Below are 23841 nucleotides of genomic sequence, written 5' to 3'. Positions count from 1 at the left end.
CGGGAATAGCTCAGTTGGTAGAGCACGACCTTGCCAAGGTCGGGGTCGCGAGTTCGAGTCTCGTTTCCCGCTCCAATCTCTCTTCGAAGTTTTCATAATCCCTTTGAATTGCCCTTCACATCGCGTTGCGATGCTTTGTCGTATCTGGCGTTTACTAGGCGCGTCTCTACCACCTCCTGCCAACAGGAAGGGGATGTGGGCTCATGGTGCGGATTGTACGAGGCAAGCGGTTGTGACAGGTGGTGGGGGGCGAGAATTGCGGGCAAAAAAGAGGAGGGGCCTTGGCTCCTCCTGCATGATTCACTGGCGCGGGCTTAGACCAGAGTAACGTTTTCAGCCTGAGGGCCTTTTTTGCCCTGGGTCACAGTGAACTGGACTTTTTGACCTTCAGCCAGGGTTTTGAAACCGGTGCTCTGGATGGAGGAGAAGTGAACGAATACGTCCGGACCCTGGGATTGTTCAATAAAGCCAAAACCCTTGGTTTCGTTGAACCATTTTACCTGGCCGGTGCGAATGTCAGACATGTGCTAAATCCTATCAATAACAAAATGAAACTAAGCCCGTGCTGGGCTGCATTTGCCTTGCAAGCAGGGGTTGGCTCATGACTGACCACGTCTCTTTGTCCCAGTAGCACGTAGAACAATCCCTGTCTAAAGCACAAACGATTGTACGTTAGCGCCGATCCTTGTCAATTTGACCCCTTTCGTTTTTTGAACAAGCTAAAAATATTGTGAAGTCAGTAGCTTATTTGAAGATATTTGGCTGAAAAAAAACGGAAGGCCAGCGCCTCCCGTGTTGTTATTCCTTGAGGGCGAACCCTTCGCCCTGCCGGTCGTAGCGGTAGACTGCCTGACCGTAGGAGCGAACCTCCACCCGCTGGATGCGGCGGGTGTCGTCCACCAGGATGAAGATAGAGCGGCCCGATTGCAGGCGGGTCAGGGGACGATCCGGCCCCTCGATGGCGATCAGGCGGCTCAGCTCGGCACCCGGCAACTCGAATTTGCGCCAGATGGAGTAGAGGGTCTCACCCGCCTGCACATCGTGTTGCAGCCAAGTGCCGTTGACCTTCTCTTCGACCGGCTTGGCAGCCGCGGGGGCACTGCCTGCTGCGCCACTGCCGACAGTTAGCGCTTGAGCAGGCACGGCCAGCGGCACTTCCAGCGAGCCGGAAGGGGCTGCCTTGGGGGCGGATGGTGCCGGCTCCCAGGCCAGCACCAGCAACCAGAGCGGGATCAGGATCAGCAGACCTATGGTGTTTTTGCGGGGCAGCGGGCTGGACAGCTTGAATTTGCCTGCTTTGGCATCCTGGCGACGTTGGCCGAGGTTGCTCATCCCTTGGCCAAAACGTTGGCGCAGGGACAGGGTCGCGGCATTGATGCGATGGAGCAGGGATCCTTGTGATTCGTCTTGGCGACGCTGCTGGGCTCGTCTGTTATGGCCTCGTGGGCGACGGTCCGGGGTGGGCACGGCATTTACCTCTCACTACATTGCCTGCCATCAGGCAAATTCGTCGCCTATGGTAAACGGACTCGCCCCCGAGGGGGAGAGTCCTGAGGCGGAAAATTATCAGCTGAGACGAAATTGACCCAATAATTGCTGCAATTTGTCGGCCGCCTGACGCAATGCCTGACTGGCTTTGGCCGTTTCGGTCGCATCCTGAGCAATGTCGTTGGCCAGTGCGTTGGTTTTTGAGAGGTTGCCGGAGACGGTCTCGGAGACCGAGCTCTGCTCTTCGGCGGCGGAGGCGATCTGATAGGTCATGTCGTTGATGGTGGAGATGGCCTGGTAGATGCTACCGAGCGCCTCTTCCGCCAGATCCGCCTCGCCCACCGCTTGATGGGTCAACTGCTGGCTCTGGGTGATGGCGTTGACTGCATTGGTGGAGCTCAGGCGGATCTTCTCGATTAGCTCCTGGGTGTTCTGTACCGCCTGCTGGGTATTGCCAGCCAGTTTGCGCACCTCATCGGCGACCACCGCGAAACCGCGCCCCTGCTCGCCGGCCCGGGCAGCCTCGATGGCGGCGTTGAGGGCCAGCAGGTTGGTCTGGTCGGCAATCCCCTGAATGACGGTGAGGATGCTGGTGATCTGGGCGCTGTCGTGGGCCAGCCCTTCCACCACTTCGGCCCCTTTACCGGCTTCTGCCGCGACCTTGTGCATCGACTGGATCACCTGCTGGAAGCGCTCCTTGCCCTGATCGGCGGCGCTTTGCGCCTGTTTGGCCGAGTCGGCGGTGTTGTTGGCGTGGGTGGCGACCTCCTGACTGACGTAGGACATCTCCTGCACCGCGGTCAGCATCTGCTCCATCTCCGCCTGATGGTGCTGCAGGTTGTTGTCGGTCTGACCGGCGATGCGGTCGGTGTCACCGGCGTAACGGTTCACCTCGCTGGCAGTCTTGAGCACATCCCCGAGCAGCCCTTGCAACTTGTCGATAAAGCGGTTGATGCCCTTGGCGAGATCCCCCAGCTCGTCGACAGAGCGGGTTGCGAGGCGCTTGGTGAGATCCCCTTCACCATCGGCAATGTCATCCACCAGGCTGACCATCTGACGGATGGGGCCAGTGATACTGCGGGCAATCACCAGCATGGTGGCCAGCGCCAGCACCAGTACGATAAAGGCACCGACCAGCTGCTGGGTCACCGCTGCCTGGTTCATCTCATTGAGCTGGCTCTCCAGTTGATCGGCCCCTGCCAGTACCACCTTGTAGGGCAGGGTGACGATGATGGCCCAGTTGCGGCTCATTCCCGGCACCATGATGGGAACGGAAATACGGAATGATTCGTCCAGCTCCTGACGTTGCACTTCCGGTTTCAGGTACTGCTGCCACTGGTTGCCCAGCACCTTACTTGCGCTGCTGCCGAGCAGGCTGGCATCACCGCTGGTGCCGGTGATGACACCGGCGGCGCTGACGATCAGGGTTTCGCCCTTGCCGTCATAGATATTGCTGTTGAGGCTCTTGGCCTGACGACTGATGGAGTCCACCGCCAGGTCGAGGGCTGCGATGCCGCGGAACTGGCCATTCACCATGATGGGGGTGGTGATGGTGCTCACCAGCACCTGCTGACCGTTGATATCCACCTTGAAGGGATCGATCAGACAAGAGCGCCCTTCCCGTTTCGGGCAGGCGTAGTAGTCGTTGGCGGGATTGCCGAATTCGTCTGGGTCGGTTTTTTCAATGGAGAGCAGTAGATCGGTACCGATTTGATCCTTGTCGCGATAGAAGTAGGGCACGAAGCGCCCCTTGTCGTCACTGCCCAGCGCACTCTGGCCAGCAAAACTGGCATCCTGACCGTCGAAACCGTTGGGCTCAAAGCCGGCAAAGGCGCCATAGAGTTGCGGCTCCAGCGCCAGTTGTGCCTTGAGCAGGTCGGTGGCCTGCTGGCGATCCAGCGGCAGTTTGCCCTGCTGTTGCAGGGCGAGGGCGCTGGCCATCTGTTGGGTATAGGAGAGCCCCTTTTGCAGCAGTTGGGTGATGGTGGCCGCCTCGGCGCGGGCATTGGCGCTGACCTTCTGCCAAGCCTCCTGCTGCAGCGCTTCACGGCTGGAGCTGATGGTCAGTTGTTGGGTCTGTTGGCCGGAGTATTGGTTGAGCAGGATCAGGATGACCAGGGCGGTGGTCATGGCAATCCCGGCCATCACTAGAATGCGGTTTTGGATCGAACGGAACTGCATCGTCTCTTCCTTGTTGGTGAGCGTTATTTGGATATCGGCCGGAGGAGGCAGCTCTCCAACACTTCCCATAGCAAATCGGAAATGGGGATTTTGTTTTGCGATCCCCTTCAAAGATTGATGGGCAGGTGAGAAGGGTCAAATTTTCCCCGCTACCAGGCCCTGTTGCCACTTCATGGTTTTCCCATCCGTCTTTGTCGGTGCTAAAATGCGACGGTTTTTTCTAACGAATTGGCCCAAGGCCCTCTACACAAGGCTTAAAGATGAAAGTCAAAACCCGTTTTGCTCCCAGCCCGACCGGCTTTTTGCATGTCGGCGGTGCCCGTACCGCACTCTATTCCTGGTTGTTTGCAAAGAACCAGGGCGGTGAGTTCGTGCTGCGTATTGAGGATACCGACCTGGAACGTTCCACTCAGGAGGCGATCGACGCCATCATTGAGGGCATGGAATGGCTGGAGCTGAACTGGGATGAGGGCCCCTACTACCAGACCAAGCGCTTCGATCGCTACAACGGTCTGATCGACGAGATGCTGGCCGATGGCCGCGCCTACAAGTGCTACTGCTCCAAAGAGCGTCTGGAAGCACTGCGCGAAGGCCAGATGGCCAACGGCGAGAAGCCACGTTACGACGGCAAGTGCCGCGACCACGCCCACGATCACCCGGCCGATGCGCCGCACGTGATTCGCTTCCGCAACCCGACCGAAGGTTCCGTGGTGTTCGATGACCACGTCCGTGGCCGCATCGAGTTCGCCAACACCGAGCTGGACGATCTGATTATCCGCCGTACCGACGGCGCGCCGACCTACAACTTCTGCGTAGTGGTCGATGACTGGGATATGGAGATCACCCACGTGGTGCGTGGTGAAGACCACATCAACAATACCCCGCGCCAGATCAACATCTACAAGGCGCTGAACGCGCCGGTACCTGAGTTTGCCCACGTATCCATGATCCTGGGTGACGATGGCGCCAAGCTCTCCAAGCGCCACGGTGCAGTCTCCGTGATGCAGTACCGCGATGACGGCTACCTGCCGGAAGCGCTGCTGAACTATCTGGTGCGTTTGGGCTGGTCCCACGGCGATCAGGAGATCTTCAGCCTGGAAGAGATGATCAAGCTGTTCAGCCTGGATGCCATCTCCAAGTCTGCCTCTGCCTTCAACACCGACAAACTGCTGTGGCTGAACAACCACTACATGCGCAGCCTGGATCCGACTTATGTTGCCAAGCATCTGGCATGGCACATGGAAAACCAGAAGATCGACACCAGCAATGGCCCGGCGCTGGCCGACGTGGTCACCCTGCTGGCCGAGCGCTGCAACACCCTGGTCGAGATGGCCGCCCAGAGCCGCTACCTGTTCGAAGATTTTGAGGCGATCGACGAAGCGGCCGCCAAGAAGCACCTGCGTGGTGTGGCTGCCGAGCCGCTGGCTCTGGCCAAGACCAAGCTGGCTTCACTGGATAGCTGGACTACCGAAGCGCTGCACGAGCTGATTGAAGCGACTGCCGCCGAGCTGGGTCAGGGTATGGGCAAGGTTGGTATGCCGCTGCGCGTGGCCGTCACCGGTCTGGGCCAATCCCCTGCCATCGACGCCGTAATGGCACTGGTCGGCAAAGAGCGTGTACTTGCTCGTATCGACCGTGCGCTTGCTTACATCGAAGCCCGTATGGCTGCCGAGTAAGTGCTGCCGATATAGCAGGCGAGGGGAGCCCCCGTTCTGCCACATGCTGAATAGCAAAAATCCGAAACCACTGGTTTCGGATTTTTTTATGGCCGGGAGCTGCGGTGGGGCACCATGGTGGTCATGCCCGACCTGGACGAGCTGTCAGGCCAGCTTGAAGGACTGGATCTGGCTGTCGAGCTCCTTGCTGTGTTGTTCGACCAGCTCGGAGGCTTCTTGCAGTTCGCGCAGTACCACGACGGAGCCTTCAGCGATCTGCCTGACCTGCTCCAGATTGCCGCGCATCTCTTCGGCGACCGAGCTCTGCTGCTCGGAGGCGGCGGCGATGTGGCGGTTCATGTCGGCGACACCCTGTACCCGCTGCACTATGGTGGCGAGCTGGGTACCGGCCTGGGTCACCTGTTCCACTCCTTTGTCGGCCTGGCGCACGCTATGGGCCATCAGTTCGGCGGCCTGAGCTGCATTGCCCTGCAGTTGTTCGATCATCTTCTGGATCTCGACGGTGGCGGCCTGGGCGCGGTTAGCCAGCTCGCGCACCTCGGAGGCCACTACGGCAAAGCCACGACCCGCTTCACCGGCGCGGGCCGCTTCGATGGCGGCGTTCAGTGCCAGTAGGTTGGTCTGCTCCGAGATGCCGCGAATGGTGTCGACTACCGAGCCAATGCGCTCGACCCCTTGCTCCACCTGATTGACCACGGTAGCGGAGCGCTGGATATTGCCGGAGAGGGTGTCGATGGTGTTGACGGTCTCGGTAACGCAGCGGCTCCCCTCCTCGGCCAGCTGGCTGGTTTCGGCGGTGGCGTGAGAGGCTTGATCCGCATGGGTGGCCACTTCGCGAATGGCGCCGACCATCTGGCTCATGGCGCTTGCCAGTTGCTCAATCTGGGTGAACTCTTCGTTGATCGCTTCGTTGGCCTCTTCCATGCAGAGAGTGACCTGAGAGGCGATGTCGTTGAGCTCCTTGCAGGCGGCGCGCTGGTTGCCAAACACTGCTTTGAGGTTTTCCTGCGAGTGGGAGACCGCCTTGGCGATATCACCGAACTCGTCACGAGACTTGAGCAGTACTTTGTGGCTGAGGTCCCGCTTGGCGAAGCGCTCCAGCAGGCCCACCAGATAGTGCACCTGCTTGACCATCAGGCGAGAGCCGGTGAGCAGCAGGATTACGAACAGCAGCCCCATGATGGTGGTCTCCATCAGGCCGGTCCAGAGCAAGCGATTGGAGATCGCATCTGCCTTGGCGGGATCAAGCCCTTCGCTGAGCAGAGTTGACTCCAGATTGTTGGCATCAAACCAGAGTTTGGTCAGTAGCAAAATGGTACTGAACACCATCAGCAACACTACTTTTGGCACCAGCCGAATGTTGCTCATCCGCTTCTCTAGCAGGTTTAACTGCATCGTGAAATCTCCTTTGAAAATCGCTTTTTCCTTTGCCCTCAGGACTATCGGCATTATCTTCTCTTTTATTAATTTGCACTGTGCTTAAAGTTGGAAAATGTATGCGACATCACTTAACTCATCTGCGGGCGATGGATCTGCTGATGGCATTTCTGTCGATTATCTCGGTTGTGCTGGTGACGGCCCGCTGGTGGGGGCAGGCAACCCTCACTCCCCAAACCCTGCAGCTCTTCTATGACCTGGACAGCCTGATCTGTTACTTCTTCCTTGCCCATTTCGCTTATGGTTGGCTTCGGGCCCCTGATCGAAAATCCTTCTTCAAGACCAACTGGATCTATCTACCAGGCAGTTTGCCGATGGTGGAGCAGCTGCGTTGGGCCCGTTTGCTGCAGCTTTGGCGGGTCTATCAACTGTTCAAGGAGAACCCGGATCTCTGGGCCATGTTCCGTCGCGAGCGAAACGAGACAACCCTCTCCGGCATCCTATTCCTCTTTTTCCTGCTGCTGGGGTTGGGATCCGGTGTCATGTACTGGATTGAGTCTGGTCAGCCCGGCAGCCAGATTGAGACACCTTATGACGCATTCTGGTGGACGCTGGTGACCCTCTCCACAGTCGGTTACGGGGATCTGGTGCCCAAAACAGAGGAAGGGCGTTTTGTTGCCAGCCTGCTGATCCTGTTCGGGGTCGGTCTGTTTGGTGCCATCAGTGGTTTTATGGCCAGCATCTTTTTGCAACCGGCCAAGGAGAGCGAAACCGACAAGTGGCGTCATCACTACAACAACCAGCAAGAGGAGTTGCTGCGGGAGATCCGCGCCCTGCGCAGCGAGGTGCGGGAGTTAAAAAGCAAGTGAGGGTGCGGGTGGGCAAGTGGCGAGGTAGCTCGCCACTCTGTGCTATTTATCCGGGGGCGCAGATTTTTCTTTGCTTGTCCTTTAACCTGCTGGCGGCTTAACATTCAACCTCTTGTCCAAACCAGAAAAAGAGAACCGATCGACCATGCGCGCCCTTCTCGGGATTTTGATCTGCTTGTGTGCCCAACAGGCACTGGCCGACACACGTTATGTTTCAGACAACATCTTTACCTATATCCACAATGGTCCGGGTACCCAGTACCGGATTCTCGGTAGCGTCAAGGCTGGTGAACCGCTGGAGGTGAAGGCGGTGAACGGCGATGCCGGATTCACCCAGGTGGTGGACGGGCGTGGTCGCGAAGGGTGGATAAAAAGCAATGAACTGCAGAGTGAGCCCAGCTTGCGCGAGCGGCTCCCTCAGGTAGAAAAGGAGCGGGATGAGCTCAAGGCGCGCCTGCAAAATCTCAACGGTGACAACGAAAAACGCTTCACCGAGAAGGATGGCCAGATCGCGGCCCAGAGCAAGGAGATCGCCGCCCTCAAGGCTCAGCTGGCCAGCCAGGGTGAAGAGATGAACAATCTCAAAGAGCAGAACGATGCCCTGACCCAGAGCTACGACAACCAGGAGCACGACATGCAGATGGACTGGTTTATCCGTGGTGGCGCCATGGTGGGGGCGGGGATCCTGCTCGGCATCCTGTTGCCCATGCTGCCCCGCCGTCGCAGCCGTGGCGATCGCTGGATGAACTGACAGCTTCTGGCTGACTGAATTGCTGAGAAGGGTCGCCGTGGCGGCCCTTCTTTTTTTGGGCGCATTGGGACATCCGGTATTGGGTGGGATGCGTGGCTGCTTTGCGACAGGACGGGCGGTGGCAGATCGTATACAAAATGAAGTCAGATGACCCTCATGTTTACTGGTAGGCCGGCTTCAAAAGGGAATAAATGAGGTGAATTAGCGATCTTTGTTAAGGAGTGGCAACAAATTCATTTCATATAGGGGAGGATATTGTATACATTGTCGGCGTTTCGGCGGTGCGACCGCCTTTGTCGATATCAGCCTTAGGGCGTACAGGAAGACCCCATATGTTCAAAGCTACTCAAGTGCTTGCCGCTGACTATATCCCCTCCGATCTGGCCGCCCTGCGCGAAGCCATCACCCAAAACTACGTGGTGGATGAAAATGCCTATCTGGCCGAACTGTCGGCCATGCTGCCGGGAGATGGCGCCTCGCTGGAGCAGGTGACCCAGCGTGCCCGTACTCTGGTGACCAAGGTGCGCAAGGAGAGCGGCTCTGGCGACGGTATCGATGCCTTCCTGCAGGAGTACAGCCTGGATACCCAAGAGGGGATCATCCTGATGTGTCTGGCCGAGGCGCTGCTGCGCATTCCCGATGCCGAGACCGCTGACGCCCTGATCAAGGACAAGCTCTCCGGCGCCAACTGGTCATCTCATTTCCGCAAGAGCGACTCTACTCTGGTCAACGCCTCCACCTGGGGGCTGATGCTGACCGGCAAGATTATCAAGCTCGACAAAAAGCTCGACGGCAACCCGGCCAACCTGCTGGGGCGCATGGTCAACAAGCTGGGCGAGCCGGTGGTGCGCTCCGCCATGTACGCCGCCATGAAGATCATGGGCAAGCAGTTCGTGCTGGGGCGCGACATGAAAGAGGCGCTCAAGGCGAGCCGCAAATCCCGCGAGCTGGGCTACACCCACACCTACGACATGCTGGGTGAATCGGCGCTGACCATGCAGGATGCCGACAAGTATCTGACCGATTACCGCAACGCCATCGAGGCGGTGGGCAACGAGCGGATCAGCGACGGCGGCCCGGCCCCCTCCATCTCCATCAAGCTCTCGGCACTCCATCCACGCTATGACGTGGCCAACCGCGAACGGGTACTCGGCGAAATGTGCGAGCGGCTGGTGGGGCTGGTGCGTCTCGCCCGCGACAAGGATGTGGCCATCAGCATCGACGCCGAGGAGATGGACAGACTCGAGCTGTCGCTGGATCTGTTCGAGCAGCTCTACCGCTCCGATGCCAACCGTGGCTGGGGTAAGCTCGGCATGGTGGTGCAGGCCTACTCCAAGCGCGCCCTGCCGGTACTCTGCTGGCTCACCGCGCTGGCCCGCGAGCAGGGTGACCTCATTCCGGTGCGACTGGTAAAAGGCGCCTACTGGGACAGCGAACTGAAATATGCCCAGCAGGCGGGCCTGCCCGGCTACCCGCTCTTTACCCGCAAGGCGGGCACCGATATCTCCTACCTCGCCTGCGCCCGCTACCTGCTGAGCGAGCCGACTCGCGGCTTTATCGCCCCCCAGTTTGCCACCCACAATGCCAATACCGTGGTCAGCATTCTGGAGATGGCCGGTGATCGCCAGTTTGAATTCCAGCGTCTGCACGGCATGGGGGAGGAGCTGCACAACGCCGTGCTGAACGACAATCCCGGTCTGCACTGCCGCATCTATGCGCCGGTCGGCGCCCACAAGGATCTGCTGCCCTATCTGGTGCGCCGCCTGCTGGAGAACGGGGCCAACACCTCCTTCGTTCACAAGCTGGTGGACCCCAACACCCCGGTGGATTCGCTGGCCGAGCATCCGCTGCGCACCCTCAAGCGCTACTCCGGCTTTGCCAACGACCGGATTCCGCAGCCGGTGAACCTCTTCACCGACCGCAAGAACTCCAGTGGCGTCAACATGAACATCCTCTCCATCCAGCGCCCCTTCTTCGCCCGCCTGAAAGAGCTGGAGAGCAAGCAGTGGCTGGCGGGCCCCATCGTCGATGGCGAGACCCTCAAACGCAGCGAGGCACGCACCGTGCTGAGCCCGCAGGATGTGAGTCTCACCGTCGGCAAGATCCACTGGGCCGACGAGCAGGCGGTGGAGCAGGCCTTGGCATCCGCCCACGCTGCCTTCCCGCGCTGGCGTGACACCCCGGTAAGCGAGCGTGCTGCCGCGCTGGAGAAGCTGGCGGATCTGCTGGAAGCGAACCGCGAGCAGTTTGTCTCCCTCTGTACCCGCGAGGCGGGCAAGCTGCTGCAAGATGGCATCGACGAGGTGCGTGAAGCGGTGGATTTCTGCCGCTACTACGCGGTGCAGGCCCGCAGCCTGATGGGACAGGCGACCCTGCTGCCCGGTTACACCGGCGAGCAGAACGAGCTGTTCCTGCAGGGGCGCGGGGTGTTTGTCTGCATCAGCCCGTGGAACTTCCCGCTGGCGATTTTCCTCGGCCAGGTCGCTGCTGCGCTGGCCACCGGCAACACCGTTATCGCCAAACCGGCGGAGCAGACCGGCCTTATCGCCCATCTGGCGGTGACGCTGGCCCATCAGGCCGGTATTCCGGGCGACGTGCTGCAACTGCTGCCCGGTGACGGTGCCACCGTCGGTGCCAAGTTGACAGCCGATCCGCGCATCGGCGGCGTCTGCTTCACCGGCTCCACCGAGACTGCCAAGCTCATCAACATGACCCTGGCCCAGCGCGATGGCGCCATCCTGCCGCTTATCGCCGAGACTGGTGGCCAAAACGCCATGATTGTTGACTCCACTGCCCTGCCGGAGCAGGTGGTGCGCGACGTGGTGAGCGCCGCCTTCCAGAGCGCCGGTCAGCGCTGCTCGGCCCTGCGGGTGCTCTACCTGCAGGAGGAGATCGCCGAGCGGGTGCTGGAGATCCTCACCGGCGCCATGCAGGAGCTCAAAGTGGGCAACCCGGCCGAGCACAACACTGACGTCGGCCCGGTCATCGATGCCGATGCCAAGGCCGGTCTCGATGCTCACCTCGCCTACATGATGTCGCGCGCTCGCCTGATTGCGCAGGCGCCGATGCCCGCTGCGACCATGGAGGGACACTTCGTCCAGCCGACCGCGTTGGAGATTGGCTCCATCCGCGAGCTGGCCAAGGAACAGTTCGGCCCCATCCTGCACGTAGTGCGCTACGCCACCCGGGATCTGGACAAGGTGATCAGCGACATCAACGGCACCGGTTATGGCCTCACGCTCGGGATCCACAGCCGCAATGAATCCCACGCGGAGGAGCTGGCGAGCCGCATCAACGTGGGCAACGTCTACATCAACCGCAACCAGATCGGCGCCATGGTCGGGGTGCAGCCATTCGGCGGCCAAGGGCTCTCCGGTACCGGCCCCAAGGCGGGCGGCCCGCACTACCTGAGCCGTTTCGTCACTGAAAAGACCCGCACCATCAACACTACGGCTGTGGGTGGCAACGCCACCCTGCTGGCGATGGGCGATGCCTGATCCGCGTCGATAGAGGCTGGATACGGGATGCCGGATAACAGCGGGCCGCCTTCGGGCGGCCTCTTTATTTGCACCATCCGTTTTTTACGAATGGAACAATCGGCCTCGGCGGGGTCGTCAGCGACCCGTGCTGGTCGTAAGATGGGAGCCATTCGCGCGGCGTTTGCCCTTTGCTCGGCCAGCCGTGGTCAGGGTTCTGTTTAACTGGACTTTGTGTAATTGGACTTAAGTGAGAGTGGTCATCTGATGTCATTAACCGAACAAGCCCGCTGGTTCGTGCTGGGGGGCGATCATCTGGTACTGCTCGATCAGCAGGGAGAGGTGCCACAAGGAAGTAAAGCGTGCCTGCCCGCAGCGCTGGCCGCTGCCCGTTTCGAGCGTTTTGATGAGTGGCAGGGGCTGCCCTGCTATCTGCTGGATCTGGGTGATGAGGCCGACACGAGCGCCATGAGTCCGCTACGCCAGCTGATGGTGGCGGGGGACGAGGAGGGCTTTCGCCTCGCGGGCCGCGCCTGGCAGCTCGCCACCTTCCGCCGCACCCACCGTTTCTGCGGCGAGTGCGGCGCCCCCATGACCCCGAAGGCGGGGGAGTGGGCGCAGGTGTGCCACCACGGCCACAGCGTCTATCCGCGTATCTCCCCCTGCATCATAGTGGCGGTGCGCAAGGGGCCGGAGATCCTGCTGGCAGCCCATCGCCGTCACTATCAGGCGGACGATCCCATGTATACCGTGCTGGCTGGCTTTGTGGAGGCAGGAGAGAACCTCGAGCAGTGCGTGGCACGGGAGGTGTTCGAGGAGAGCGGCATCCGGGTGCGCAATGTGCGCTATGTGGCGAGCCAGCCCTGGCCCTTCCCCCACAGCCTGATGATGGGCTTTACCGCCGACTACGAGAGCGGCGAGATCAAGGTGCAGGATGACGAACTGGTGGCCGCCGCTTTCTTTGCCGCCGACCGGCTGCCGCGCTTGCCGCCCCACGGCACCATTGCCCGGCGGCTGATCGAGTTGTCACTGGCTGGCGAGGGGTAACGGCGCTTATCTTTTCGCCAACCTTTTTGCACTTCTTTATAAAAACGGGGCGCTCTGGTTTGCGCCCCTTCACATCTTTGCAACCGATCACCCATTTGCCACGTTTTGGGCAGTCCGCTTGACTGGGCAAAGTGGTATTATGACCGCCATTTTATGCGTGATATGAATTCAGGAACTGGGATGAAAGAGCTGAAGAACGATCGATACCTGCGCGCTTTGCTGCGTCAGGATGTAGACATGACGCCGGTATGGATGATGCGCCAGGCAGGGCGCTATCTGCCGGAATACAAGGCGACTCGCGCCCAGGCGGGGGATTTCATGTCCCTGTGCCGCAATGCCGAGCTGGCCTGTGAAGTCACCCTGCAGCCGCTGCGCCGCTACCCGCTCGATGCCGCCATCCTCTTCTCCGACATCCTGACCGTGCCCGATGCCATGGGGCTGGGTCTCTACTTCGAGCAGGGTGAAGGCCCGCGTTTCGAGCGTCCGATCACCTCCATGGCCGACGTGCAGGCGCTGCCCATTCCGGATCCGGAAGATGAGCTGGGCTACGTGATGAACGCGGTGCGCACCATCCGCCGCGAGCTGAAGGGCGAAGTGCCGCTGATCGGCTTCTCCGGCAGCCCATGGACCCTGGCCACCTACATGGTGGAGGGGGGCAGCTCCAAGGCATTCACCAAGATCAAGCAGATGATGTACGCAGAGCCGCAAACCCTGCACCTGCTGCTCGACAAGCTGGCCGACAGCGTGATTGCTTACCTCAACGCCCAGATCAAGGCGGGTGCACAGGCTGTCATGGTGTTCGACACCTGGGGCGGCGTGCTCACCCCGCGCGATTACCGCGACTTCTCCCTGCAGTACATGCACAAGATTGTCGATGGCCTGATCCGCGAGCACGACGGTCGCCGCGTGCCGGTCACCCTGTTCACCAAGAACGGCGGTCAGTGGCTGGAGCAGATCGCCGCCACTGGTTGCGATGCGCTGGGTCTGGACTGGACCACCGATATCGCCGACGCCAAGCGTCGGGTCGGTGACAAGGTGGCGCTGCAGGGCAACATGGATCCCTCCATGCTCTACGCCACCCCGGCTCGCATCCGTGAAGAGGTCGCCTCCATTCTGGCCGGTTTCGGTCACGGTAATGGCCATGTCTTCAACCTCGGCCACGGCATCCATCAGGATGTGAACCCGGAACACGCTGGTGTGTTCGTCAACGCGGTACACGAGCTCTCCGCCCAGTACCACGGCCGCTAAGGCCGGGGCGAGCGAAGAGAAACTGATTGAAATCCGGGGCCGTCAGGCCCCGTTTTACATTTTAAAAGGCGTCGCGACGACGAGTGCGTGGCGCCAGTGCAGGAGGCAAGATGAGCAGCAAGTCACTGGATTGGGGTATCGATCTTGGCGGTACCAAGTGTGAATGCGTGGTGCTGGATGGCGATGAGGTGCTGCTGCGCCACCGCATTCCCACCGAGCGGGCTGGCGGTTATGAGCACATGATCGGCCAGATCGCCAAGCTGGTAGCTGAGTGTGCCGCGAAGATTGGCCAGCGCCCAACCGTCATCGGCATGGGCACGCCGGGGGCGCGGGATCCACAGACCGGCCTGATGAAGAACTGCAACACCACCGAGCTCAATGGCAAGCCGTTCAAGGAAGATCTGGAGCGCAAGCTGGGCGTGCCGGTGCTGATCGCCAACGACGCCAACTGCTTCGCGCTGGCAGAAACTCATCTGGGGGCGGTGCGCCAGCACCACCCCGATGCGAAAGTGGTGTTCGGCATCATCATGGGCACCGGGGTCGGCTCCGGCATCGTCATCAACGGCCGCATTCTCAACGGTCATCATGGCATCGCCGGCGAGTGGGGTCACAATGTGCTCTCCCCCGATGGTCCCGAGTGCTACTGCGGCAAACGCGGCTGCGTCGAGACCCTGATCAGTGGGCCGGCGCTGGAGGCCTGGTACGAGGCCAAGGCCAAGCGTCGTCTCTCGCTGGCGCAAATCGCGGCTGCCACCGCCCATGATCATGTGGCCAAGCTCACCATCGACCGGCTGCATCTGCTGTTTGGTCAGGCGCTGGCCAACGTCGTCAACATTCTCGACCCGGACGTGATCGTCATCGGCGGCGGGGTGGGCAATGTGCAGAGCCTTTACAGCGCCGGACGGCAGACAATTTTGCCCTTCCTCTTTAATCCCCGTTTCAGTGCCCCCATTATTGCTCCTGCCCTTGGCGACAGTGCCGGGGTATTCGGGGCCGCACTGCTGGCCCGCGGTGAATTCAAGGAGGCCCTGCTGTCGTAGCCGGGTCTCCCGGGGGGCCGGTGCGCCGCCCTGTTGCTGGTTCAAGGAAACGGATTCTCGATGATCAAGATTGCCATCAATGGTTACGGGCGGATCGGTCGCAACGTGTTGCGAGCCCTCTATGAAAGCGGGCGCGACAAGACCATCAAGATCGTCGCCATCAACGAGCTGGCGGCCCCCGAGGCCATGGTGCACCTGACCCGTTACGATACCAGTCACGGTCGCTTCCACCATCCGGTGCAACTGGCGGGTAACAGCATGCTGGTGGGGGAGGATCTCATCTCCCTGTTTGCCGAGCGGGATCCGTCAAAGCTGCCGTGGCGGGCGCTGGGAGTCGATGTGGTGCTCGATTGCACCGGGGTATTCGGCTCGCGGGCCGATGCCGAGCTGCATCTGGCGGCGGGGGCGGGTAAGGTGCTCTTCTCCCACCCGGCGGATGCGGATGTGGATGCCACCGTGGTCTACGGGGTCAACCATCAGGTGCTGACGGGGTGCGAGCGGATCGTCTCCAACGCCTCCTGTACCACCAACTGCGTGGTGCCGGTGATTGAAACATTGCATCGAGAATTCGAGATAAATTGTGGTACTATTACGACAATTCATTCGGCCATGCATGATCAGCAAGTCATCGATGCCTACCACAGTGACTTGCGCCGAACCCGCGCTGCCAGTCAGTCCATCATTCCGGTGGATACCAAGCTGGCAAAGGGGCTGGAGCGTATCCTGCCCCACTTCGCCGGCAAGTTCGAGGCGATCGCGGTGCGGGTGCCGACCATCAATGTAACAGCGATGGATCTCAGTATTACTGTTCGTAAAAAAGTGACAGTTAGTGACGTAAATCAAGCCCTGCAACGGGCATCCAGAGGTACATTACACGGTATTCTGGATTACACGGAAGAACCTCTGGTCTCCGTAGACTTCAATCATGATGCACACTCCTGCATCATTGATGGTACTCAGACCCGGGTGAGCGATGCCAACCTCGTCAAGATGTTGATGTGGTGCGATAACGAATGGGGCTTCGCAAACCGGATGCTGGATACCACCCGGGCCATGATGGCCGCAGGCTGAGCCTGCCCCGGGCGAATAGGTTACTGTTTTTAACATTACCTGAAAATATAGAGGACTGAATATGTCTGTTATCAAGATGACTGACCTGGATCTGGCGGGTAAACGCGTTCTGATCCGTGCTGACCTGAACGTGCCGGTAAAAGACGGCAAGGTCACCTCCGATGCACGTATCGTTGCGACTCTGCCGACCATCAAGCTGGCTCTGGAAAAAGGCGCCAAGCTGATGATCACCTCCCACCTGGGTCGTCCGACCGAGGGTGAATACAACGAAGAATTCTCCCTGGCTCCGGTTGTCAACTATCTGAAAGACGCTCTGTCCTGCCCGGTTCGCCTGGCCAAGGATTACCTGGATGGCGTAGAAGTCGCTGCCGGTGAGCTGGTTGTGCTGGAAAACTGCCGCTTCAACAAAGGCGAGAAGAAGAACACCGAAGAGCTGGCCAAAAAATACGCCGCCCTGTGTGACGTCTTTGTAATGGATGCGTTCGGTACTGCTCACCGCGCCGAAGGCTCCACCTACGGTGTGGCTCAGTTCGCTCCGGTCGCTTGTGCCGGCCCGCTGCTGGCTGGTGAACTGGAAGCGCTGGGCAAAGCCATGCTGAAGCCCGAGCGCCCGATGGTTGCCATCGTTGGCGGCTCCAAGGTCTCCACCAAGCTGACCGTTCTGGAATCCCTCTCCAAAATCGCTGACCAGCTGGTTGTCGGTGGTGGCATCGCCAACACCTTCATCGCTGCTGCCGGTCACAACGTCGGCAAGTCCCTGTGCGAGCACGACCTGATCGACACCGCCAAGAAACTGGCTGCCGAGACCAACATTCCTGTGACCACCGACGTGGTGGTAGGTGCCGAGTTCTCCGAGTCCACTCCGGCCACCATCAAGTCTGTTAACGATGTGACCGACGGCGACATGATCTTCGACATCGGCCCGGATTCTGCCAAGGCTCTGGCTGACATCATCATGAACGCCAAGACCATCCTGTGGAACGGCCCGGTTGGTGTGTTCGAGTTCGACCAGTTCGCTGAAGGCACCAAGGTTATCGCTGAAGCCATCGCTGCTTCTCCGGCCTTCTCCATCGCTGGCGGTGGTGACACCCTGGCTGCCATCGACAAGTTCGGCATCGCTGACAAAGTCTCCTACATCTCCACTGGCGGCGGCGCCTTCCTGGAGTTCGTAGAAGGCAAGGTACTGCCGGCTGTTGCGATTCTGGAACAGCGCGCTAAAGCCTAATTGACCCGGAACGGGGGGCAAAAGCCTCCCGTTTCGTTTATCATGTGCCCGCTGTGCCGGTTCATGATGAACCCCCCATTTTTTATTAACGGCATACGAGACAGGACGATTAAACATGTCTAAGAAAATTTTCGACTTCGTAAAACCCGGCGTGATCACTGGTGATGACGTTCAGAAAGTGTTCGCCATCGCTAAAGAGAACGGCTTTGCTCTGCCGGCCGTAAACTGCGTTGGTACCGACTCCGTTAACGCCGTACTGGAAGCTGCCGCCAAGGTTAAAGCGCCGGTTATCGTTCAGTTCTCCAACGGTGGTGCCGTGTTCACCGCCGGTAAGGGTCTGAAGCTGGAAGGTCAGAAAGCTGCCATCCTGGGTGCCATCTCTGGTGCCAAGCACGTTCACGCTGTTGCCGAAGCCTACGGCGTGCCGGTAATCCTGCACACCGACCACGCTGCCAAGAAGCTGCTGCCGTGGATCGACGGTCTGCTGGAAGCGGGCGAGAAGCACTTTGCTGAAACCGGCAAGCCGCTGTTCTCCTCCCACATGCTGGATCTGTCCGAAGAGTCTCTGGAAGAGAACATCGACATCTGCTGCGAGTACCTGACCCGCATGGCCAAGATGAACATGACTCTGGAGCTGGAACTGGGTTGCACCGGTGGCGAAGAAGACGGCGTCGACAACAGCCACATGGATCAGTCCGCTCTGTACACCCAGCCGGAAGATGTTGCCTACGCTTACGAGCGTCTGTCCAAGATCAGCCCGCGTTTCACCATCGCAGCCTCCTTCGGCAACGTACACGGTGTATACAAGCCGGGTAACGTCAAACTGACCCCGTCCATTCTGGACGCTTCCCAGAAGTACGTTTCCGAGAAGTTCGGCGTTCCAGCCAAGTCTCTGGACTTCGTATTCCACGGTGGTTCAGGTTCCACTCTGGAAGAGATCCGCGAGTCCATCTCCTACGGCGTAGTGAAGATGAACATCGACACCGACACCCAGTGGGCAACTTGGGAAGGTCTGCTGAACTTCTACAAGAAGAACGAAGCTTACCTGCAAGGCCAGCTGGGCAACCCGGAAGGCGCCGACAAGCCGAACAAGAAGTACTACGATCCGCGCGTATGGCTGCGTGAAGGCCAGACTTCCATGATCGCTCGTCTGGAGAAAGCATTCTCCGACCTGAACGCCATCGACGTACTGTAATTCGTTACAGCACCTTGATTGCATGAAAAGGCGCCCTTCGGGGCGCCTTTTGCATTTCTGTGATCCGCACAGGTTGGTGAGTGGAGGAGGAACTGGGTATTATCGAAACAACTTTGCTTATTTTATTAAACAATTTGCAACCAAGGCAGGATGCTGAGTATGCAGGCAGGAAAGCACAACGGATATCAGGAGCACGTCGCCTCCTACTACGCGGCCACCCGTAACGACCCGCAACAGTGGCCCGAGCTGGAGGGGGAGCACAAGGCTGACGTCTGCATTATCGGCGGCGGTTTTACTGGCCTCAACACCGCCATCAATCTGGCTGATGCGGGCTACAAGGTGGTGCTGCTGGAGGCCAACCGCATCGGCTGGGGGGCGTCGGGGCGCAACGGCGGTCAGCTTATTCGCGGTATCGGCCACGATACCAGCCAGTTTGCCCGCTGGATTGGTGAGGATGGGGTGCGCGAACTCGACCTGATGGGGCTGGAGGCGGTGCAGCTGGTGCGCGAGCGGGTCGAACGCTTCAATATCGACTGCGATCTTACCTGGGGCTACTGCGACCTCGCGACCCGTCAGCGTCATCTGGCCGGCTTCGAAGAGGAGCTCGACCATCTGGCGAGTCTGGGGTATGAGCACGAGTTGAAGCTGGTGCCGCGTGAAGATATCCATAGCGTGGTGGGGTCGGATCGCTATATCGGCGGCCTCATCGACATGGGCTCCGGCCATCTCCATCCCCTCAATCTGGCGCTCGGCGAGGCACGTGCCGCCGCCAGCCTCGGGGTCTCCCTGTTTGAACACTCCAGAGTGACCCATATCGAGTACGGCAAGCAGGTGGAGGTGACCACCGCCCACGGCCGGGTCACTGCCGATTATCTGGTGATCGGCTGCAACGCCTATCTCAACGACCTCAATCCGGAGCTGGGGGGGCGGGTGCTGCCGGCCGGCTCCTATATCCTCGCCACCGAGGTGCTCGATCGCCGCTTGCGCCAGCACCTGCTGCCGCAAAACATGGCGGTATGCGATCAGAACGTGGCGCTCGACTACTACCGCCTCTCAGCCGACGGTCGCCTGCTGTTTGGCGGCGCTTGCAACTATTCGGGGCGAGACCCGAAGGATATCAAGGCCTTTATGTTGCCCAAGTTGTTGCGGGTATTCCCCGAGCTGGCTGGCACCGCCATCGAGTTTCAGTGGGGCGGCATGATCGGGATCGGCGCCAACCGGCTGCCGCAGATTGGTCGCTTGAAGGAACACCCCAACGTGCTCTACGCCCAGGCCTATTCGGGTCACGGCCTCAACGCCACTCATATGGCGGGCAAGCTGGTGGCCGAGGCGATCTGCGGCGAGAGCCGGGGTTTCGATCTCTTTGCCAGCGTGCCCCATATCACCTTCCCCGGCGGCCCGGCGCTGCGCTCTCCGTTGCTGGCTTTGGGTATGCTGTGGCACCGGATGAAGGATATCCTCTGACTCTGATTGTCAGCCTGTGCAGTGCTGGCTGAACGAAGCCCCCTTGCCAGCCCTTGTTTATAGCGGGTTGGCACTATCGTTCCGCCCGATAGACCAAAAGATGCATTCGCGCCAATCTCGTCCGATTGGCGCTATCTTTTAGGTGTGAGAGCGGTTATCTGCCAAGGTGTTGTCAGATTGCCGCAATATTCGCCGAGAAAGGGCCGAAGACGGGGGGAGGAGGACCAAGATGGAGATAAATGTAGTCGCGTCAGGCGGGCTGAGCCCGCTGTCGCAACGGCAGGGTTCTCCCGCTGTGCAGGCACAGGAGCGGGCTGCAACTTCACCATCAACGGGCAGTGACAGCCTAGTGCGCGACCTTGGCGCTGTGCTGGATGAGCTAGGGCTGTCATCCCAAGGGGAGAGCAGCGGCGGTGGCACTGTTTCAATCAGGGATTCGCTGGAAGCGTTCATCAACACCATGATGGGCTCCCTGCAACAGCAGCAGGAGCAACAGCTGGCATTGCAGCAACAACAGCGGCAAGAGCAGGAACAGCGCAAACTCGCCATCGCCGACAGCAGCGAAAACCCGCTCAAGCGGGATCTGGAGCGCCTGCTGGAGACGCTGGAGCAACAGGGCGGACAGGAAAAAGAGAGCGAGCAAGGAGCCGAGATCGAAGCGGTCAATCCCTTGCAGAGCCAGCTGACCAAGCTGCTGGAGAGCAGCGGTGCGGCAGAGAGAGGGGTAACCCTCAAGGAGGTGCTGTCAGGGTTGGCCAGCAAGCTGCCGAACGAACCTGCAGAGCGAAAAGGGTATCGGGTCGATACCCAGGTTTGAGCTGGTTGGCAACGGCAGCCTCGCCGTTGCAGAGCATAAGGGGCGGAAAGCGCTTTATTGGGCCGGTTCCGCCAGCCGCCACCCCTGTTCGTCCTTCATCATCCACACCTCGGCCTCTTGTGGCAGCACCTGGCCCGCCTCGAACTCGCCATATTTGCGCTCGAGCTCCATCAGCCCCATCTCCTGCTGGAAGGGGCCAACCCGGTCGTAGACCAGATCCTCGTCGTGCAACACCTGCAACTGATCGAGTCCCTGCTTGAAGTGGAGCTGGTAACTTACCTTGACCAGATAGACCCCCTCCATCCGCTCCTCCTTGCCGAGGATGGTGAAGTCGCTGATATCGAACAGGTTGGCGTCTGTCTCGGCCAGCAACTTAGCGGTAACTTGGCTCCGGATATCCTCTTCACCGGGCCCTGCACTGCAGCCATAAAGCCAGAGGGCTAGCAGGGGGATGAACCACTTTTTCATCAAAACTCCGGACGGGCGAGACAATCGAAGGGCAAATTCTGCCATGCTGCCGGTCATATACAAGGGATTGCCAGAAAAATCAGTGCGTAACGCATGAGGCGGCCCCTGCCTGTCGACAGGGGCGCCGTTGGTCAGCGTAGCTGATCAAGTTTGCCCAGAAACTCGGTCGGCCCCATAAAACCGGTGACCCGCTGGCCTGTCAGCTCCTTGCCCTCGCGGTCGAAGAAGATGAGGGTCGGCAGCCCCAGTACATTGAGGCTGTTGAGCAGTTCGATATCGGCATCGTCGTTGGCGGTGACATCCGCCTGCAGCAGCACCATTTGGCTGAAGCGCTCCCGCACCGCGGGGTCGCTGAAGGTCTTGTGTTCAAACTCCTTGCAGGCGACGCACCAGTCGGCGTAGAGGTCGAGCAGAACCGGCTTGCCGCGGGCGGCGGCCAGCTGCACCTTGAGATCATCCAGGGTCTTGATGCGGACAAACTGCGGCGCCGTTTGACTGGCATCAGCCGTGACGGCAGCAGGGGCGGCCGGTTGCAGCAGATCCTTGCCCACCACCACGGCACTGATCATCGCCAGCAACAGCACGAAACCGCGTACGCTTTTGGCCACCGAGTGGGGTTGGTGCTGGTTGTGGTGATAGAGATAGCCGCATAGCAGCAGTCCCCAGCCAAGCCAGGCGAGGGTGGTGACCTGATCACTCCAGAGCCGTGACAGCAGCAGGATGGGTACCGCCAGCAGGGCGAAGCCAAACAGCTGCTTGATCACATCCATCCAGGCGCCCGCCTTGGGCAGCAGCTTGCCGCCCGAGGTGCCGAGCAGCAGCAGCGGCAGCCCCATCCCGAGCGAGAGGGCATAGAGCGCCGCAGCACCGAGCCAGAGATCGCCGCTCTGGGCCACGTAGATCAGCGCCCCCGAGAGCGGCGCCGTGGTGCAGGGGGAGCAGACCAGCCCGGAGATCATTCCCATAATGGCGACCCCGGCCACCGAGCCGCCCTGCTGGCGGTTGGAGAGGCCGGATAGACGGGTTTGCAAACTGCTCGGCAGTTGCAAGGTGTAGAGCCCGAACATGGAGAGGGCCAGCAGCACGAACATCACCGAGAGGCCGATCAGCACATAGGGGTGTTGCAGCGCCGCCTGGAATTTAAGACCTGCCGAGGCCACTACCAGCCCCAGCAGGGTGTAGGTGACCGCCATCCCCTGCACATAGACCATGGAGAGCAGGAAGGCGCGGCCGGTGGAGAGGCGATGGCCGGCACCGGCGATGATGCCGGTCAGGATTGGGTACATGGGGAATACGCAGGGGGTGAAGGCGAGCCCCAGCCCCAGCGCGAAGAAGGCGACGATGCTGAGCCAGAAACCCTGATTGCCGAGGGCGGCGGCGAGCTGATCCTGCTGGCTAACCGGTGCGACGCTTTGTGCCGTTTCAGCAGTGGATGCTGTGGTTGCCGTGACCAGCGGGGCCACATCGATCAGCTTGTCAGTCGGCGGGTAGCAGAGGCCGTCGGTACAGCCCTGATAGCGCACCCGCAGGGTGGCGTTTTCCCCCACCTCCTTTAGCGGCACCGCGATGCTCACCTGCTGGTAGTAGACCCGGGTCTTGCCGAAGAAGTCATCCTCATGCTCGGTCCCCTCTGGCAGGGTCGGCTCGCTGAAGCTGAGGTTGTTCCCCTTGAAACGCAGGCTGTGGCGATAGAGGTAGTAATCGTCGGCGATGTGGAGGGTCAGCAGCAGCTGATCGCCGCGCTGTTCGCTTTCGATCTGAAAGGCCTCATCGACCTGCAAAAATTTGGGCTTGGCATTGGCCTCAATGCCCAGCGAGCTGAGCAGATCGGAGCCGCTGGCGTGGGCCGGGGAGCTGCCCACTGTTGTCATCAACAGGGCACAGAGCAGCAGAGGAGAGAGCAGGCGGGTGAGCGTCATGAGGTCTCCTCATTCAGCCAGTCCAGATAGGCAGGTAGTCCGGCACTCACCGGCAGGGCCAGCAGCTCGGGAACCTCATAGGGGTGATTGGCTTGAATACATACCTGCAGCTCGGCAAAGAGTGGCTGGCGGGATTTGATGATGAGCTGGATCTCGGTGGTGCGCTCCACCTTGCCTTGCCAGCGATAGACGGAGGTGACGCCCGGCAGTTGATTGATGCAGGCGGCCAGTCGCTGGTTCAGCAGCTGTTCGCAGAGAAGGTCGGCACTGGTTTGATCTGGGCAGGTGCAGAGCACCACAATGGCGTCGGTCATAAAGCGGATCTTCACCTCGTTGGGGTAAACCGGGTAGGCGCCCTTGCCGTGTCATCCCTTGTCTATGCGGATGAAGGTAAAAAGCGCCCTAAAATCAGCGGCTACTATACCCCAGAGCCGCTTCAAATAGCATCTGTAGCCATTTGTGAGCCAGCGCTAAAAATTTGTGGGGGGCATGAGATAGACGCTGTCATGGGGACAGGGCAGAATGGGCG

Annotated in this window: 19 protein-coding genes; 12 read left to right on the top strand and 7 right to left on the bottom strand. The window is 60.1% G+C overall.

From position 1 onward, the window contains the following. Window positions 1-314 precede the first annotated feature (314 nt). The 3 genes from G5171_RS19315 to G5171_RS19305 form a co-directional block, all read right to left on the bottom strand. Entirely contained in the window at window positions 315-524 is a 210-nt protein-coding gene (locus G5171_RS19315) for a cold-shock protein (RefSeq protein WP_005338972.1), read from the bottom strand. Window positions 525-798: 274 nt separating this feature from the next. Continuing rightward, window positions 799-1467 carry a LysM-like peptidoglycan-binding domain-containing protein gene (locus G5171_RS19310; RefSeq protein WP_421260612.1) on the bottom strand — a complete coding sequence of 223 codons (669 nt, stop codon included), beginning with the start codon at window positions 1465-1467 and terminating at the stop codon, window positions 799-801. Window positions 1468-1566: 99 nt separating this feature from the next. After that, window positions 1567-3669 (bottom strand): methyl-accepting chemotaxis protein, encoded by a 2103-nt coding sequence (locus G5171_RS19305; RefSeq protein ID WP_421260611.1) that lies wholly within the window; start codon window positions 3667-3669, stop codon window positions 1567-1569. A 260-nt stretch (window positions 3670-3929) separates the two neighbouring features. Between G5171_RS19305 and gltX the strand changes: the two genes are divergently transcribed. Beyond that, window positions 3930-5345: a glutamate--tRNA ligase gene (gene gltX, locus G5171_RS19300; RefSeq protein WP_337073335.1), complete on the top strand. Its 1416-nt coding sequence runs from the start codon at window positions 3930-3932 to the stop codon at window positions 5343-5345. A 144-nt stretch (window positions 5346-5489) separates the two neighbouring features. Here the strand turns inward: gltX and G5171_RS19295 are convergent, their stop codons facing one another. Beyond that, a complete protein-coding gene (locus tag G5171_RS19295) occupies window positions 5490-6740 on the bottom strand; it encodes a methyl-accepting chemotaxis protein (protein WP_005340980.1) in 1251 nt (416 codons plus the stop codon). Window positions 6741-6841: 101 nt separating this feature from the next. Here G5171_RS19295 and G5171_RS19290 point away from each other — a divergent pair, with 101 nt between their 5' ends. The 11 genes from G5171_RS19290 to G5171_RS19240 all read left to right on the top strand — a co-directional run bounded on the left by G5171_RS19290 (window position 6842) and on the right by G5171_RS19240 (window position 20925). Continuing rightward, the gene (locus G5171_RS19290; RefSeq protein ID WP_005340978.1) at window positions 6842-7591 is read left to right on the top strand and encodes a potassium channel family protein; all 750 of its coding nucleotides are present in this window, start codon (window positions 6842-6844) and stop codon (window positions 7589-7591) included. 145 nt (window positions 7592-7736) lie between these two features. Continuing rightward, on the top strand, window positions 7737-8342 hold the full coding sequence (locus tag G5171_RS19285) for a TIGR04211 family SH3 domain-containing protein (RefSeq protein WP_005340977.1): 606 nt from the start codon (window positions 7737-7739) through the stop codon (window positions 8340-8342). Between the two features lie 332 nt (window positions 8343-8674). Further along, window positions 8675-11839 carry a bifunctional proline dehydrogenase/L-glutamate gamma-semialdehyde dehydrogenase PutA gene (putA, locus tag G5171_RS19280; protein WP_042053897.1) on the top strand — a complete coding sequence of 1055 codons (3165 nt, stop codon included), beginning with the start codon at window positions 8675-8677 and terminating at the stop codon, window positions 11837-11839. A 246-nt stretch (window positions 11840-12085) separates the two neighbouring features. Continuing rightward, window positions 12086-12865 carry an NAD(+) diphosphatase gene (gene nudC, locus G5171_RS19275; RefSeq protein WP_421245011.1) on the top strand — a complete coding sequence of 260 codons (780 nt, stop codon included), beginning with the start codon at window positions 12086-12088 and terminating at the stop codon, window positions 12863-12865. 180 nt (window positions 12866-13045) lie between these two features. Next, on the top strand, window positions 13046-14113 hold the full coding sequence (gene hemE, locus G5171_RS19270; RefSeq protein WP_005335440.1) for a uroporphyrinogen decarboxylase: 1068 nt from the start codon (window positions 13046-13048) through the stop codon (window positions 14111-14113). Window positions 14114-14223: 110 nt separating this feature from the next. Beyond that, complete coding sequence (locus G5171_RS19265; protein ID WP_421245012.1) at window positions 14224-15153, top strand: ROK family protein; 930 nt, start codon at window positions 14224-14226, stop codon at window positions 15151-15153. A gap of 60 nt (window positions 15154-15213) precedes the next feature. Beyond that, window positions 15214-16224 carry an erythrose-4-phosphate dehydrogenase gene (gene epd / locus G5171_RS19260; protein ID WP_421245013.1) on the top strand — a complete coding sequence of 337 codons (1011 nt, stop codon included), beginning with the start codon at window positions 15214-15216 and terminating at the stop codon, window positions 16222-16224. A gap of 61 nt (window positions 16225-16285) precedes the next feature. After that, a complete protein-coding gene (locus G5171_RS19255; protein WP_005340965.1) occupies window positions 16286-17449 on the top strand; it encodes a phosphoglycerate kinase in 1164 nt (387 codons plus the stop codon). A 115-nt stretch (window positions 17450-17564) separates the two neighbouring features. Beyond that, on the top strand, window positions 17565-18644 hold the full coding sequence (fbaA, locus tag G5171_RS19250) for a class II fructose-bisphosphate aldolase (protein WP_005340963.1): 1080 nt from the start codon (window positions 17565-17567) through the stop codon (window positions 18642-18644). Between the two features lie 159 nt (window positions 18645-18803). Further along, window positions 18804-20108 carry an NAD(P)/FAD-dependent oxidoreductase gene (locus G5171_RS19245; protein ID WP_421245014.1) on the top strand — a complete coding sequence of 435 codons (1305 nt, stop codon included), beginning with the start codon at window positions 18804-18806 and terminating at the stop codon, window positions 20106-20108. A gap of 229 nt (window positions 20109-20337) precedes the next feature. Next, entirely contained in the window at window positions 20338-20925 is a 588-nt protein-coding gene (locus G5171_RS19240) for a hypothetical protein (protein WP_337073331.1), read from the top strand. A gap of 54 nt (window positions 20926-20979) precedes the next feature. Here G5171_RS19240 and G5171_RS19235 read toward each other — a convergent pair whose 3' ends face one another. From G5171_RS19235 to cutA, 3 genes are all read right to left on the bottom strand, one after another. Beyond that, on the bottom strand, window positions 20980-21393 hold the full coding sequence (locus G5171_RS19235) for a hypothetical protein (RefSeq protein ID WP_058058537.1): 414 nt from the start codon (window positions 21391-21393) through the stop codon (window positions 20980-20982). A 131-nt stretch (window positions 21394-21524) separates the two neighbouring features. Continuing rightward, window positions 21525-23312, bottom strand: a complete 1788-nt coding sequence (locus G5171_RS19230; protein ID WP_421260610.1) for a protein-disulfide reductase DsbD — start codon at window positions 23310-23312, stop codon at window positions 21525-21527. Next, window positions 23309-23626 (bottom strand): divalent-cation tolerance protein CutA, encoded by a 318-nt coding sequence (gene cutA / locus G5171_RS19225; RefSeq protein ID WP_216980200.1) that lies wholly within the window; start codon window positions 23624-23626, stop codon window positions 23309-23311. The genes G5171_RS19230 and cutA overlap by 4 nt, the downstream gene beginning before the upstream one ends. Between the last annotated feature and the right edge of the window lie 215 nt (window positions 23627-23841).

Origin of the sequence: Aeromonas sp. 600774 (genome assembly GCF_049175075.1) — a bacterium.
GTDB lineage: Bacteria > Pseudomonadota > Gammaproteobacteria > Enterobacterales > Aeromonadaceae > Aeromonas > Aeromonas veronii_A.
This window is presented reverse-complemented; position numbering and strand designations above follow the sequence as displayed.